The sequence below is a fragment of the Ostreiculturibacter nitratireducens genome (assembly GCF_032670585.1).
GTDB lineage: Bacteria > Pseudomonadota > Alphaproteobacteria > Rhodobacterales > Rhodobacteraceae > Ostreiculturibacter > Ostreiculturibacter nitratireducens.
In genome coordinates, this window is record NZ_JAVQHL010000002.1 from 989,402 (window position 1) to 1,002,494 (window position 13,093).

Below are 13,093 nucleotides of genomic sequence, written 5' to 3' on the forward strand. Positions count from 1 at the left end.
GTGCAGTAAAGATTTCCCGCGCGTGCCGCGGAAGCCAACCCAAACAGCAAGGGACGTACAAATGCGCATGCGGCACATTCCCGGACTCGGAGAGCGCGGCTTTTCCTTCGATCTCGTCTCGAGGCGCGATCAGTCTCGGCAGTCGTCGGCCGACAGGTCCGCAGGAGAGGCCGAGGCTCGGGCGAATGCCGCGCCAGAGGGCGCTCCGCGGGAAGCGAAGGACGCTTTCGAAGCGCGGATCCTCGAACGGATTTCATCGATCCGGAACGCAAACTCCGCCGCCGGAAGCGAACGGGCACCCGAACTGCGGAGCGCTCAGGCCATGCCCTTCGCCGAAGAGCTGGAACGGCCCGTGGAAACGACAGTCGCGGCAGCGCTTGAAGCCGCGCCGGCCGCCGCCGCATCGTCCCCCGATGTGGCGCCCGGTCGCGGATCGAGCCGGGTCAAGACGACCTTCCTGGGCTTCCAGCGACCTGGCATGACGATGAAGGACATCTTCGCCGAAGGTGCTGCGGCCAAGCCGGCTCCGGGCCGCGCTGAATTTCCCTTCGGCTGGGTCGTCGTCATGAAGGGGCCGGGCCGCGGCACGTCCTTCCCCCTGCAGGCCGGCGTTTCGCAGATCGGCCGGGGCGAGGACCAGGCGATCCAGCTCGACTTCGGCGACACCAGCATCTCGCGTTCGAACCATGCGGCCATCGCCTTCGATGACGAGGAGCGCAAGTTCTACCTGGGCCACGGCGGCAAGACGAACCTCGTTCGCCTGAACGGCAAGCCGGTGCTCGCCACGGAAGCCCTGAAAGATCGCGACCTGATCCGGATCGGAGAAACGACGCTGGCCTTCGTGGCGCTCTGCGGCGGGGATTTCTCCTGGGATGACGAATAAGAGAGAGGGCGCATTGATGCGTTACGATGTGGCGACCGCGCTCGACAAGGGAAAGCGCGACTACCAGGAAGACGCGGTGGCTGTCACGTTTCCGGCGAACTGCCCGATCGGGTTCGCGGTTCTGGCGGATGGAATGGGCGGCCACGCCGCGGGGGATGTCGCCAGTTCCCTCGTCGTCGAGGAGGTCGGCCGGAGGCTCAGCGTCAGGCTCGCTTCGGGCGAAGTAAGCGACGACGATATTCCGGGCATCCTGCATGACGCGGCAACTGGCGCCAACGCCTCGATCGCGGCCTACATCTCGAGAAACCGGGACATGATGGGGATGGGCACGACGCTGATCACGCCATTCCTGCTAGAGGACCGGCTGCACTGGCTGTCGGTGGGAGACTCGCCTCTCTATGTCTTCAGCGAAGACGGCCTGCGGCAGGTCAACGAGGACCATTCCATGGGGCCTCAGATAGACATGATGGTGCGCGCCGGGATGCTCGACCCCGACACCGCGCGCAACCACCCCGACCGCAACTGCCTGACGTCGGTTCTCATGGGGGCTCCGATCCCGCGGATCGACTTCGGCAAGGCGCCGCTCAAGCTCTTGCCGGGTGACATCGTCATCGCATCCAGCGACGGTCTCCAGTTCCTCACGAACGAGGACATCCGGAACGTGGTGCACAAGCACAGGAAGGAAAGCAGTGCGGCCCTGGCCGAGGCTCTCGTGGCGTCAGTCCGGTCACTCGACGATCCGGATCAGGACAACATTTCGGTAGCGGTAATCAAGGTCAGTTAGTCATCGGAAAGCCGGCAAGTAACTGCCGGCACAGCAAAAATTTCTAACAGGCAGGTGGCGCGACCGGGCGACTGGAAACACCGAACCTGCACGAACAGAAGGTCGTCAGATGAAACTCAGCCGATTTCGAAACACGGTTGCCGTCACCTGCCTCGCTCTTTCCGCGGGCGGGCACGGCGCCTTGGCTCAGGAAGTCTGCGCCACCTACACGGTGCAGCCGGGCGACATGCTCGCGAACATTTCCTTCGCCACCCTCGGGACGCACAATTTCCAGCGCCTTTACAGCGCCAACCGCGATGTGATCGGCAACAACCCCAACCTGATCGAGGTCGGGGTCACGCTGCAGATTCCCTGCGATGGCACGCAAGTGAGCGCCGACACGCAAAGCGCCGAACCAGTGGTGGAACCCGAGACGGCAGCGACGGAAGAAGAAACCGCCGTGCAGGCAGTGGCGGCCGCGGTGCCGTCGGCGGAAGAAGTCGCGCCTCTCGAATCCATTTCGTTCATAACGGCTGACGACTATCCGCCCTTCACCGGCGAAGACCTGCCCGGCGGCGGGATCATGCCGCAGCTGGTCCGGACCGCCCTCGTGCGGGCAAACACGAAGGCCGACGTTTCGATCGCCTTCGTCAACGATTGGGGCTCGCATCTCGACACGCTTCTGCCAAGCGGCGCCTTCGATGCGAGCTTCCCCTGGAGCCTGCCGGAGTGCGACCATCTCGGCGCGCTCAGTGCGGCCGACGCGTATCGCTGCACCGACTTCGATCACAGCGAGTCGTTCTACGAGATCGTCGACGGCTACTTCGCGCTGAAGGGCAGCGGGCTGGAGAGCGCCGCCAGCTACGACGCGTTCCTCGGCAAGCGCATCTGCCGGCCGGACGGCTATTCCCTCTCCGCGCTGACGAGCGCCGGCATCAGCGAGACCGCCGTCGTCCTCATGCGCCCGAAAACGGTGGCTGAATGCTTCACGGCCCTGATGACCGGCGAAGTCGATCTCGCGCATCTCGAGGTGCAGGTCGCGTCCGACGCCATCGCGAAACTGGGCATCAAGTCCGAAGTGATCGAGAACCCGAACCTCGCATACATCAAGACCCTGCGCGTCTTCGTCCACAAGTCGAACCCGCACAGCAGGGAAATCATCGACACCATCAACTCCGGCCTCGCGATCATGCGCCAGAGCGGCGAGTGGTTCGAAATCGTTTCGGACGGTCTGAGGCAGCAGGCACAGGAGGAGGCAAGGACAAACTGATCGGGACCTGCCGCGCCGCACGGTGCAGGGCACCTCCCGGTCAGGCAATCCCGCGCAAGATCGCTGCGCAAAGAGCGATGCAGGCCAGAAAGGATCCTACGGATAGTCCGCAGAACAGGAGAAAATATCGTGAAAATTCAAGCCACTATTGTTAAACTCGCCGCGACCTGCGCCACTCTCGCCATCATGGCGACCAGCGCATCGGCTCAGGAAGCCTGTACGACCTACACGGTCAAGGAGGGCGATACGCTCGGCAGCATCGCCAAGGCGGCCTACGGCTCTCTCGACTACCAGATCATCTTCAACGCCAACCGGCAGGTGCTCGGCGCGAACCCGAACGGCCTCGAACCGGGCACCCAACTTGCCCTGCCCTGCGCCGACGGCCGTCTGAGCGCGGACGCGCCGGCGCCGGCGATCAAGGTCGAGGAACAGACGTCGCAGGCATCGAGTGGCAACAGTGTTGGCGCCTACCGGCCGAAGATCAAGTTCGTGTCGGGAGGCGACTGGGCGCCGTTCGCCGAGGAATCACTTTCGGGTGGCGGCATCGTTGTTCGACTGGCGACGACGTCGCTGCACCGTGCCGGCAACGACCGCGAATACTCGGTCAACTGGGTGGACGACTGGGACGCCCACATCACCGCTCTTCTGCCGACCAACGCGTTCGACATCGGCCTGGCCTGGTACGTGCCGGACTGCGAAAAGATCGATCTTCTGTCCGAAGGCATGAAGAAGCGCTGCACCGATTTCGATGCGTCCCTGCCGCTTTACGAACCGGTCAGCGGCTTCTACGCCAAGAAGGGCGGCAAGTTCGCCGACGCCAAGACCTACGAGGACTACAAGGGTGCCCGGATCTGCCGTCCGGAAGGTTACTACACGTTCGACCTCGAGGTTGAGGGGCTGATCGCGCCGGCGGTCGAAATGGTTATGCCGAAGAAGCGCGAGGAATGCTTCGAGAAGCTCGTCTTCGGGGATGTCGACGTGGTCGCGCTTGAAGTCCAGTCGGCCGCAGACGTCATCAAGACGCTCAACATCGAAGCCGACGTCGTCGAAAACGTCTACCTCTCCAAGGTGCTGTCGCTGTCGGCGCTCACGCACAAGTCGAACCCGTTCGGCCGCGAATACATCGCGATGATCAACCGCGGTCTGACCGAGATGCGTGATACCGGCGAGTGGTACGACATCATCGCGAGCACGCTTCAAGAGCATAACCAGAAGCTCAGCGCGACGAACTGATCGGGCGCCGCGGACCTTTCAAGGTCCGCGGATCTCTTCGGGAACCTCCGGGATAAGGGGATGCGGATCGAAGCGACTAGTCCTGCCGGTGCAAGCCGGCAGGGCTTTTTCTTTCAGGGCCGCGATGACGCCTCGCGGCTTTCTAGGCGAAAGATGTCGAATTGGATCAAGGTGTTCCGCCCTGCCGGAGGTCTTCAGGATCGAAGCGCCGATAATCCTGACGACCGCGGGTGTGGGGGCAAGCTCGCTTGCGGCGGTCTTTGGAGGAAGGGCCCCGTGCAGGGCCTGGAAACCCCGGACCGTCTTCGCGCCGAAGCTGCCAAGGGCTCCTCAACCAAGCGTCAGAGGCAATGGCGCCTCGGTCACAAGACGAGTTCCGAGCGGTCTCCGCCGCCACCTTCCCTGTCTTCGACACGCCTGAAGTTGCCGCGCTGCCCCTCCTTGCTGCTTGCCGCGAGGAATTCCTCGATCAGCGTCAGAATATCCGACACCGTCTCGACGCGCGGAGAGCGGGCCACGAGGCTCCGCCAAAGGTCGAGTACGCTGGCATCGCTGCCGAGCAGCACTTTCTCTGCAGGCGTCGTCTCCTGCTCGACGCAGGAAACGCTATCCCAGGACGTTGGGGCGGGCTCGGCGGGGGGCTCCGCCATCGCAACGCTCGCAATCGCTTCGGAAACCATGCGGCTCAGACCGCCGTCTTCAGGAGTGGCATCTTCCGCCTCTCCCGTCTGTTCCGTCCTTATAGGCCCCCCGCTCGCGGCCTCCATGGGGAGGTCGTCGGCAAGCAGATCTTCATTTTCCGGCGTTTCGCTGGCGGGTTTAGCAGTGGTGATCGGCGTGAGAAGAATGAGGGGGCCGGTTCCCTGATCGTTCGCTGGCGCAACCTCCTTCAGCATCCTTGAACGCATCGTATCGGCTTCCGTGCGGCTCAGGCGCGTCCGTGAATCGTTGGATTTCTCCATGGACGCCGCGCTTGGGGCGACCCGTTTCGGCGCGATGCGCAAGGCAGGTGCTGAATCTTCGTTCGCGGCGGGGAGCGTAGCGTCATCCGGTTGCCTCCGGTTCTGCGCCGGGGAAGCTTCGCCGGTGTTGACCGCGTAGCGCGACAGCATGTCCTTGCGCTGAAGCGCGATGTCATCGGCGATCTCCTGAAGCGCGGCCAGAAGCTCTGCGCCGCCGCTCGTGTGCCAGAGCGTGCCGGTCTCCCCCTCCGTCGCGGCCTTGATCGCGTCGGTGGCCGAGAACATCACGATCTTGCGGAAATATCCCGACGCTTCCCGGTTCAGCCGTTGCGCCACCCGTTCGCGGTCCGAAGGGCTGAGCTTGTCGGACCGGGTGGCCAAAAGCACGCCATTGGCCCGAACGCGTTCGGGCAGCGATTCCCACGCGCTCCGCTCCGACTGCCGCCAGGCCTGCGTCGAATGGGTGCACCACAGGATCGCGTTGGCGTATCCAACGGCGATTTCCCAGATTCGCCTGGGGATGTTCGGGTCCGAAATGCCCGGCGTGTCGATCAGATCGACCATTTCGAGGATCCGGCCGCGGCAGAACAGTCGGATGTAGCGGACGCCCTGGACCGGCACGGAGTGAATGTCGTCGAACGCAAGGTCGTGCCGGCGCCCCAGACTGTCGACATAGTATGCCGAGGGCTCGCCGTGGCTGAGCCAAACGGGCGGCAATTGGGTTGCCGTCACGCGGGTCGGAAGCACGTCCTCGCCGACGAGGAAGTTGATCAGCGTCGATTTGCCAGCGCTGAACTCACCCATCAGCGCGATGCAGGGTTTCCGGTTCGCCCAGTCTTCCAGACGCGACAGTTGCGCGGCGGTCACGGTGCGCTGATCGGTCTGCATCCCCTTGGTCATGTCCACTTCCTGCCCCGTCTTCGATGTTCACGTGCCCATCGGAATTCTTCCGTCGGGCGAATTCGTTTGGTTCACGTTCGGGACTTAAGGAAAGACTCGCATGGGCGTGCGGCAGCGCCCGGAGACTTCGCGTGCCCCGACTTGAGTGTTTAGATCGATGGATTGCGCGCCCATCCGCCTCGGACGCGATGCTGAATTTGGCTGTTTTCCATGCCACAGCTAGAAATTGAATGTGGCAAGAAGGTGGTTCAAATAGGCCCCTGTGTCATTGATTTCACGGCAAAATCAGTGCGGCTGCCGGAGCGGTTTCCGGCTTTGCACGGTGCCGTCCATTCTTCCCGGTTCCGGGTTGGTGGCCTCTGCCGCTTGGCGCGCGTTTCTGCGATGCGGTAGCGGCCCGAAAGGGTCCACAAGCCTCAGGATCGCAGGCTCAGCCGCGCCTCCGGCGCCGCTGGCTAAGGGTCATGCCAGCAAGGATAAGGACCACTCCAGCCGCCTTGGGCCAGAGGCCATCAGCCCGCCCCAACACGAGATCCAGCACCACACCGGAGATCATCTGTCCGGCGATCACGAGAATCGCCGTCATCGTCGCGCCGATTCGGGCGATGAGCCAGCTGCCGGAGGCCACGAAGACCACGCCGAGCGTTCCGCCAAGCCACGCGGTGGTTGGCGCATCGGGCAGGCCGCCGGCCGGCATCAGCCCACCGAAGATGAGAGCCCAGGCGGAAAGGAACGCGAAACCGACGATGTGGTTCCAGAACGAGGCCCGCAGAGGCGATGTGGAAAGGCTCAGGCGGCCGTTCAGCGATCGGCTCGTTCCGACGAGCGCTCCGGCGGCGAGAGCGAGGAGGGATGCGAGGGCCAGCGGGCTCGTCATCTTCATCTTCCGCCCGCGAAGATGATGAGGAAGCTCCCCCCGAGGATCATCAGAATGGCGCCCCAGTCGGCAAGCTCGATCCGGCGCCGGGGCAGGCCGAACAGGCCGAAACGGTCGGCCAGCAAGCTGTATCCCGCTTGCCCTACAAGCCCCAGCGCGAGCGTTCCCGAAAGTGCGAGGATGCCGTTCACAGTCGTGGATGTGAGCATGACGGTGACCGCTCCGGACAGTCCGCCGAGATAGGCCCAGGCGGGGGCAACCGGCAGAGGTGCGGGCCGCACCCGTCGCCCGACCCGGAGAATGCCGAGAAAGACGAGCGCGGCGATCGTTCCCGTTCCATGCGCCATCCAGGATGCCAGGAGCGCCGTGCCGGATGCCGCCCACTGCCCGTTGAAGAGAACCATGAGGGTCAGAAGGCCGCCGGATGCGAAGGCCGCGACGAAGGGAAGGCTTTGTCTCATGGGCTGCGCCCCGCTGCACCGGTAAATTGAGCCACAAGGCGGACAATCCGGCAAGCACCGGGCTGCAGGGCTTGACACCCCGGGTGCCACACATATAAGTCCGCCGTCCCGGTTCCGAGCGAGCCGGGCAATTCATTGGTGTTGGTGGCCCCCGCAAGGGGATCCCTGTCGCCCCGAAAGGGGAAAGGACAACGCCCTTCGCAGCCGCGCTCGCAAAGCGCATCAGAAGGAGATCAGCGGTGACCAAACGCACCTCTGCCAAGTACAAGATCGACCGCCGGATGGGCGAGAACATCTGGGGCCGTCCGAAATCCCCGGTCAACAAGCGTGAATACGGCCCCGGCCAGCACGGCCAGCGCCGCAAGGCCAAGCTTTCCGACTTCGGCACGCAGCTGCGCGCCAAGCAGAAGCTGAAGGGCTACTACGGCGACCTGACCGAGAAGCAGTTCAAGCGGATCTACAACGAAGCCGCGCGCGTCAAGGGCGACACCGGCGAGAACCTGATCGGCCTCCTGGAGCGCCGTCTGGACGCCGTCGTCTACCGCGCCAAGTTCGTGCCGACCGTCTTTGCCGCGCGCCAGTTCGTGAACCACGGCCACGTCAAGGTGAACGGCGTCCGCGTCAACATCCCGTCCTACCGCGTGAAGGAAGGCGATGTGATCGAGGTCCGCGACAAGTCCCGTCAGCTCGCTCTCGTGCTGGAGGCCGTCGGCCTCGCCGAGCGTGACGTTCCCGACTACATCGAGGCCGATCATTCCAAGATGACCGCGAAGTTCGTGCGGACCCCGTCGCTGGGCGACGTGCCGTACCCGGTCATGATGGAACCGAACCTCGTCGTCGAATACTACGCGAAGAACGGCTGATAATCGGCCACATCCCGAAACGAAGGCCGCGCCGTTCCGGCGCGGCCTTTTTCATTTTCGGGATATGGCCGCAAAGGCAGCCCGGGCGCCTCGTTCCCGGTCATTCTGCGAAGCGAGTCGCGCTTTTGGCGTGACAAGGGGTGGGACTCGACGGCATCGCCCCCAAACGCTGTGCAACTCTGGCAGTTCCGCAACGCATTGGCATCAGAACGCTCCGCTGCTGCCGCGGCGGCAACATCATGCTGGCAATGCCCCCCAGCGGCGGCTAAGAAGCGCCGAATTCCGGAGTCACTGCCATGACCAATCAAATTCGCCCCCAGCCGGGAATCATGGACATCGCCCTGTACGAGGGCGGGGCGGCCCATGTGGCGGGCGTGTCCGACGCCATCAAGCTGTCGTCGAACGAAAATCCCTTCGGCCCGTCGGACAAGGCGCGCGAGGCATATGCCCGCGCCGTGCACAAGCTGCACCGCTACCCTTCGACCGATCATGCCGCGCTCCGGCGCGCGATCGGAGAGGTTCACGGGCTCGATCCCGCGCAGATCATCTGCGGCGTCGGTTCGGACGAGATCATCGGGCTTCTCTGCAACGCCTACGCCGGGCGGGGCGACGAGGTGCTGTTCACGGAACACGGCTTCCTGATGTACCGCATCTACGCCCAGGCAGCCGGGGCGACGCCCGTTTCGGTCGCGGAACGCGACAGGACGACGGATGTCGACGCGCTCCTCGCGGCGTGTTCGAAGCGGACGAAACTCGTCTTCATCGCCAACCCGAACAACCCCACCGGCACCATGATCGGCCTGCCCGAAATCCGCAGGCTGGCCGACGGGCTTCCGCCGCAGGCGATCCTCGTGCTTGACGGTGCCTACGCCGAATACGTCGAAGGCTACGACGGCGGCGCGAAGCTCGCGACAGAGCGGGGCAACGTCTTCATGACGCGAACGTTCTCGAAGATCTACGGCCTCGGCGGGCTCCGGATCGGCTGGGGCTATGGGCCGAAGCCCATCGTGGACGTGCTGAACCGCGTGCGCGGCCCTTTCAACCTTTCGACATCGCAACTCGAAACGGCAGAGGCCGCCGTGCGCGACCAGGAACATGTCCAGCGCTGCCGTGAGGAAAACGCGCGGATGCGCGCCTGGCTCGCCGAGGCGCTGGCCGAGCATGGCGTGCCGTCGGACACGTCGACCGCGAACTTCATTCTCGCACGTTTTGCCGATGAGGCCGAAGCGCAGGCCTGTGACGCCTACCTTCAATCGCAGGGGCTGATCGTGCGACGGGTTGCGGGCTACGGCCTGCCCCAGTGTCTGCGGATCACGGTTGGGGACGAAGCCTCCTGCCGCCGCGTCGCGCATGCCGTGGGGCAGTTCAAGGGCCAGACGCGATGAGCGTCGTATACGAACGCGTGGCCCTGATCGGTCTGGGGCTCATTGCCTCGTCGATGGCGCATGCGATGAAGCAGTGGGGTCTCGCGGGCTCGATCGCGGGCCACGCGAAGACCGAGGAGACGCGCAAGACCGCGCTCGAGATCGGTTTCTGCGACGAGGTATTCGCGACCGCCGCCGAAGCCGCGAAGGATGCCGACCTTGTTGTGCTGGCGGTTCCCGTGGGTGCCATGGGCGCCGTCGCGGCCGAAATCAGCCCGCACCTGAAGCCGGGCGCGACGGTGACGGACGTGGGATCCGTGAAACAGGCCGTCGTCGAAGCGGTTGCGCCGCACATCCCGGAAGGCGTGCACTTCATCCCCGGCCACCCCCTTGCGGGGACCGAGCATTCCGGGCCCCGGTCTGGGTTCGCGACGCTCTTCCAGAACCGTTGGTGCCTTCTCGTGCCGACCGACGGCGTTCCCGCCGAGGCCACCGCGCGGCTGCGGGCGCTTTGGGAAGGAATGGGCGCCAATGTGGACGAGATGGACGCCTCGCACCACGACCTGGTACTGGCCGTCACCAGCCACACGCCGCATCTCATCGCCTACACGATGGTCGGCGTGGCGGACCACCTGCGCCGCGTGACGGAAAGCGAGATCATCAAGTATTCCGCCGCCGGTTTCCGCGACTTCACGCGGATCGCGGCCTCCGACCCCACGATGTGGCGGGACGTGTTCCTCACGAACAAGGAAGCGACGCTCGATATCCTCGGGCGGTTCACGGAGGAGCTTTTCATGCTCCAGCGTGCGATCCGGATGGGCGACGGCGATTTCCTCTTCGATTACTTCACCCGCACGCGCGCGATCCGGCGTGGCATCATCGAGGCGGGGCAGGATACGGCGGCCCCGGACTTCGGCCGCGTGAAGGCGGCCAAATGAGGACGCTCGGCGCCGCCGGGCTGGTGCTCGCGCTCCTGATCGGGGGCGCGGCGCAGGCCGAAGCGCCCGAGAAATCCCTGCAGCCGAAGGCCCGCCCTGTGCATGCCGCCGCGACCGACACGGCGTCGGAGGCAACCCACCGCCATCCTCAGGCACGTCCCGGCAGCACCGCCGTCAAGGTCATCGCCAGCGGTGCCGCGTTGCCGGGACGACGGCCAGAGCCTCGCCCGCACGCCGCGCAGCGTCCCGCCGAAATCGTCCAGGTCGCGGCGTCGGCGGCGGCCGTGACGCGCTCGATCCGACCGGAGGAGCGGCCGGAGAACCTGCGCCGTCTGGTCACGGTGTCGGCTTCAGGCTTCCGCACGCAGCCGCTTCCGGAAGCGATCACCGGCCGCAAGGGCTCTGTCTGCGGCGACCCGGCGATCAAGGGGGAGACGATCGCGCCCATCGCGGGGCGGGTGAAAGGCTGCGGCCTCGAGGACGGGGTCAAGGTCACCTCGGTCGCTGGCGTGGCCCTTTCGACGCCGGCGATCATGGATTGCACGACGGCCGGGGCGCTCAGGAGTTGGGTCGAGAGCGGGGTGAAGCCTGCCGTGGGCAGGCTTGGCGGCGGTGTCGCGAAGCTTCAGGTCGCGTCCAGCTACGTGTGCCGGCCGAGGAACAACCAGAAGGGCGAAAAGGTCAGCGAGCACGGGCGCGGCCGCGCGATCGACATCTCGGCCATCGTGCTGGAAAACGGTGTCGCGATCACGGTCCTGAAGGGCTGGGGAGACGGCCAGCACGGCAAGGTCCTGAAATCCATGCACAAGGCGGCCTGCGGACCCTTCGGCACCGTTCTGGGCCCGGCCGCGAACGCCTTCCACCGCGACCACCTGCATCTCGACACCGCGCGCTACCGCGGCGGCAGCTTCTGCCGCTAGCCGGCGAACTCAGAACCTTGGTGCGGGGCCAAGGGGTAGGGGGCCCAGGCTCATCCGCCCGTTCGCGAAGACCAGGGGCAACGCGAGAACCTCTTCCGAACCGCCCGCGATCGCCAGCCGTTCGAGGCCGTTTTCGATCGTCGGCGCGATTTCGGCGCGCAGCGCGCCGGCGGCGACCGCCAGTTGCACCATCTTGCGCCATTCCCTTGCGCGGAAGGTGATCCGGCCTTCCGGCACTCCGTCCGCGTCGACCAAGACCTCGCCTTCTCCGTCAAGACGCAGTTCGCCCCAACCGAAGCTGATCTCCTTCACCTGGATATCAGTGAGCCGCGGCCCGCCGGCCTCCGTCACGAAACGGTCGATAGGCCGGTCGAAACCGATGACCGCGTCGAGTTTCGCCCAGTCGGCGGTTGGGGGAAGAGCCCCCTCCGGATCGATGAGCGCGCGAAGATCAGGCGAGGGCGTCGCGCGCAGAATCTCGATGCCGGCGCGGTGCGAAAGGCCGTCCTCGCTTGCCCGCTGAGTTGCGAAACGGGCTTCGTCGAGGTCGAGACGCCACCCCGCCTTGGACGCCAACCCGACGGCCTTGGAGACGAAGATCGTCCGGTCGAGAGCCAGGGCGACGCCGGCTTCGATGTCGAGGTTCGCCCGCATGTCCTCGCTCGTCACGGAGATGGTCTCCGGCCCGATCGTCACGTCCTGCTCATGCGGCCAGACAACGATGAGATGGTTGGGCCTGTAGGATAGCGCAAGAAGCTGCAGGAATGGCGCGCGCCACTCGGCGATGCCGTCGGAAGTGCGCAGCGCGGGATCGGAGATCGTCAGGTCGAAGCGGCTGGGGAAGCCGGCAAGCGAAACCTCGGAATAATCCGCCTGTCCCGAGGCCCGCATCCGTTCCAGCGCAGAGTTGACGCTGGATTCCACCGCGGCCGAGCCCACGGCCCAGTAGCCGCCATAGGCGATGCCGGCAGCGAGGGAGAGTGTCATGAGGGCGCGATACATGGCCGGGCCTTTCGCAAAGGGGCGCGATGCTGTTTATAGGGCGCGGGAGACGAGGGCCAGAAGCATGGGCGACACAACTTTGTGGGTTTTCGGTTACGGTTCGCTGATCTGGCAACCGGGATTTGCGCATGCCGAGCGTCTTCCCGCGCTGCTTGACGGCTGGCATCGATCGTTCTGCATGCACTCTGTTCACTACCGGGGAACCGTGGAAGCGCCCGGCCTCGTCCTCGCGCTCGACGCGGCGGATGGCGCGGCCTGCGCCGGCGTCGCCTTCGGCATCGCCGAGCCCGAGGCCGACAGCGTGATCGAGTACCTGCGCGAACGGGAACTCGTCGCCTCGGCCTATGTCGAACGCATGCTTCCCCTTTCGCTGGCGGACGGCAGGGAGGTGGAGGCAGTCACCTACGTCATCGACCGCGACCATCCGCTTTATGCGGGCGCGCTGGACCTCGAGGATCAGGCGGCGATCATCGCGCGGGCGGAGGGAAATCGCGGCTGCAACGCCGATTATCTGTTCAACACGGCGGCACATCTGGCAGAACTGGGTTTCGCGGACCCTGACCTCGAACATCTCGCCGCGCGGGTCCGGGCAATCCGGGCATCGGGTCCCGGCCCGCTTTAAGAGGTTGGCAGAACCTTCTGCCCCGAATATCCTCG

Annotated in this window: 13 protein-coding genes; 9 read left to right on the plus strand and 4 right to left on the minus strand. The window is 65.2% G+C overall.

What is annotated here, in order from left to right:
- Positions 1-61 precede the first annotated feature (61 nt).
- From ABCN56_RS12130 to ABCN56_RS12145, 4 genes are all read left to right on the plus strand, one after another.
- Positions 62-883, plus strand: coding sequence for an FHA domain-containing protein (locus ABCN56_RS12130; RefSeq protein ID WP_343081050.1), 822 nt, complete (start codon positions 62-64; stop codon positions 881-883).
- Positions 884-899: 16 nt separating this feature from the next.
- Positions 900-1,667 (plus strand): PP2C family protein-serine/threonine phosphatase, encoded by a 768-nt coding sequence (locus ABCN56_RS12135; protein WP_343081051.1) that lies wholly within the window; start codon positions 900-902, stop codon positions 1,665-1,667.
- 109 nt (positions 1,668-1,776) lie between these two features.
- The gene (locus ABCN56_RS12140) at positions 1,777-2,916 is read left to right on the plus strand and encodes a transporter substrate-binding domain-containing protein (RefSeq protein ID WP_343081052.1); all 1,140 of its coding nucleotides are present in this window, start codon (positions 1,777-1,779) and stop codon (positions 2,914-2,916) included.
- Positions 2,917-3,045: 129 nt separating this feature from the next.
- The gene (locus ABCN56_RS12145) at positions 3,046-4,149 is read left to right on the plus strand and encodes a LysM peptidoglycan-binding domain-containing protein (protein ID WP_343081053.1); all 1,104 of its coding nucleotides are present in this window, start codon (positions 3,046-3,048) and stop codon (positions 4,147-4,149) included.
- 362 nt (positions 4,150-4,511) lie between these two features.
- On the opposite strand, the gene ABCN56_RS12150 is transcribed toward ABCN56_RS12145, so the two are convergent.
- The 3 genes from ABCN56_RS12150 to ABCN56_RS12160 all read right to left on the minus strand — a co-directional run bounded on the left by ABCN56_RS12150 (position 4,512) and on the right by ABCN56_RS12160 (position 7,349).
- Positions 4,512-6,011: a dynamin family protein gene (locus tag ABCN56_RS12150; RefSeq protein ID WP_343081054.1), complete on the minus strand. Its 1,500-nt coding sequence runs from the start codon at positions 6,009-6,011 to the stop codon at positions 4,512-4,514.
- 430 nt (positions 6,012-6,441) lie between these two features.
- Positions 6,442-6,894 carry a DMT family transporter gene (locus ABCN56_RS12155; RefSeq protein WP_343081055.1) on the minus strand — a complete coding sequence of 151 codons (453 nt, stop codon included), beginning with the start codon at positions 6,892-6,894 and terminating at the stop codon, positions 6,442-6,444.
- Positions 6,891-7,349, minus strand: coding sequence for a DMT family transporter (locus ABCN56_RS12160; RefSeq protein ID WP_343081056.1), 459 nt, complete (start codon positions 7,347-7,349; stop codon positions 6,891-6,893). The genes ABCN56_RS12155 and ABCN56_RS12160 overlap by 4 nt, the downstream gene beginning before the upstream one ends.
- Before the next feature lie 239 nt (positions 7,350-7,588).
- On the opposite strand from ABCN56_RS12160, the gene rpsD reads away from it, so the two are divergent.
- From rpsD to ABCN56_RS12180, 4 genes are all read left to right on the plus strand, one after another.
- Positions 7,589-8,212, plus strand: a complete 624-nt coding sequence (gene rpsD, locus ABCN56_RS12165) for a 30S ribosomal protein S4 (RefSeq protein WP_343081057.1) — start codon at positions 7,589-7,591, stop codon at positions 8,210-8,212.
- A gap of 296 nt (positions 8,213-8,508) precedes the next feature.
- A complete protein-coding gene (gene hisC / locus ABCN56_RS12170) occupies positions 8,509-9,597 on the plus strand; it encodes a histidinol-phosphate transaminase (RefSeq protein WP_343081058.1) in 1,089 nt (362 codons plus the stop codon).
- Positions 9,594-10,514: a prephenate/arogenate dehydrogenase family protein gene (locus tag ABCN56_RS12175; RefSeq protein WP_343081059.1), complete on the plus strand. Its 921-nt coding sequence runs from the start codon at positions 9,594-9,596 to the stop codon at positions 10,512-10,514. The genes hisC and ABCN56_RS12175 overlap by 4 nt, the downstream gene beginning before the upstream one ends.
- A complete protein-coding gene (locus ABCN56_RS12180; RefSeq protein WP_343081060.1) occupies positions 10,511-11,434 on the plus strand; it encodes an extensin-like domain-containing protein in 924 nt (307 codons plus the stop codon). Before ABCN56_RS12175 ends, ABCN56_RS12180 begins: the two co-directional genes overlap by 4 nt.
- Before the next feature lie 9 nt (positions 11,435-11,443).
- On the opposite strand, the gene ABCN56_RS12185 is transcribed toward ABCN56_RS12180, so the two are convergent.
- Entirely contained in the window at positions 11,444-12,421 is a 978-nt protein-coding gene (locus ABCN56_RS12185; RefSeq protein WP_343081061.1) for a DUF2125 domain-containing protein, read from the minus strand.
- 79 nt (positions 12,422-12,500) lie between these two features.
- Here ABCN56_RS12185 and ABCN56_RS12190 point away from each other — a divergent pair, with 79 nt between their 5' ends.
- Complete coding sequence (locus ABCN56_RS12190) at positions 12,501-13,058, plus strand: gamma-glutamylcyclotransferase (protein WP_343081062.1); 558 nt, start codon at positions 12,501-12,503, stop codon at positions 13,056-13,058.
- Positions 13,059-13,093: the final 35 nt, after the last annotated feature.

Bases quoted from the DNA above. Each gene is read 5' to 3' on its own strand.
- ABCN56_RS12160 (WP_343081056.1), bottom strand. From the start codon at position 7,349: ATGAGACAAAGCCTTCCCTTCGTCGCGGCCTTCGCATCCGGCGGCCTT.
- ABCN56_RS12140 (WP_343081052.1), top strand. From the start codon at position 1,777: ATGAAACTCAGCCGATTTCGAAACACGGTTGCCGTCACCTGCCTCGCT.
- hisC (WP_343081058.1), top strand. From the start codon at position 8,509: ATGACCAATCAAATTCGCCCCCAGCCGGGAATCATGGACATCGCCCTG.
- ABCN56_RS12130 (WP_343081050.1), top strand. From the start codon at position 62: ATGCGCATGCGGCACATTCCCGGACTCGGAGAGCGCGGCTTTTCCTTC.
- ABCN56_RS12150 (WP_343081054.1), bottom strand. From the start codon at position 6,011: ATGACCAAGGGGATGCAGACCGATCAGCGCACCGTGACCGCCGCGCAA.
- ABCN56_RS12135 (WP_343081051.1), top strand. From the start codon at position 900: ATGCGTTACGATGTGGCGACCGCGCTCGACAAGGGAAAGCGCGACTAC.
- ABCN56_RS12185 (WP_343081061.1), bottom strand. From the start codon at position 12,421: ATGACACTCTCCCTCGCTGCCGGCATCGCCTATGGCGGCTACTGGGCC.
- ABCN56_RS12175 (WP_343081059.1), top strand. From the start codon at position 9,594: ATGAGCGTCGTATACGAACGCGTGGCCCTGATCGGTCTGGGGCTCATT.
- ABCN56_RS12190 (WP_343081062.1), top strand. From the start codon at position 12,501: ATGGGCGACACAACTTTGTGGGTTTTCGGTTACGGTTCGCTGATCTGG.
- ABCN56_RS12155 (WP_343081055.1), bottom strand. From the start codon at position 6,894: ATGAAGATGACGAGCCCGCTGGCCCTCGCATCCCTCCTCGCTCTCGCC.
- ABCN56_RS12180 (WP_343081060.1), top strand. From the start codon at position 10,511: ATGAGGACGCTCGGCGCCGCCGGGCTGGTGCTCGCGCTCCTGATCGGG.